Source organism: Knoellia aerolata DSM 18566 (genome assembly GCF_000768695.1).
In the GTDB taxonomy this organism is placed as follows: domain Bacteria; phylum Actinomycetota; class Actinomycetes; order Actinomycetales; family Dermatophilaceae; genus Knoellia; species Knoellia aerolata.
The window spans coordinates 1-554 of record NZ_AVPL01000169.1; the positions used below are offsets into that span (position 1 = coordinate 1).

Here is a 554-nt window from a genome sequence, read left to right on the forward strand (position 1 = left end):
ACCGTTCCTACATCGTCAACCTCGGCAAGCTGGGCTTGAAGATCCCCGACTCGATCTTCAAGCGCGCGCGTGAGCGGATTGCTGCCGACTACCACCACAAGGTTGCTGTCGGCGTCTGGGCCTCGTGGCCCTTCCACTACTATAAGTACGGCAACCTCGAGCAGAAGGACTACGACTGGTTCGAGAGCAAGTACCCGGGCTGGAACGAGAAGTACGGTGCGTTCTGGCGCGGCTACGCCGACGTTCGCTACCCCGGTTCGGGTCCCTTGCAGCTGCCCGGGCTGCTCGAGGGTGCCGGCCCGATCTGCTGGACCTGCCAGCTCGGATGCGTGCGGCCCGAGGAGCAGTGCCACCGCGTTGTCGACGAGCACACGCGGTTCTATTGCTCGCCGGAGTGCAAGTGGATCGACATGACCAACCCTGGTCGCTATGTCGGTGACCGTGTTTGGTTCGACCGCTACCACGGCTGGGAGTACTCCGAGATCGTGCGTGACCTCGGCTTCCTCCGTCCGGACGGTAAGACGCTCACAGGCCAGCCGCACGTTGATCCCGAC

Annotated in this window: 1 protein-coding gene; it reads left to right on the forward strand. The window is 63.4% G+C overall.

Translation table 11 applies throughout. The features are described from left to right. A partial coding sequence (locus tag N801_RS21255; protein WP_035941053.1) for a ferritin family protein occupies positions 1-554 on the forward strand: 554 nt, incomplete at both ends.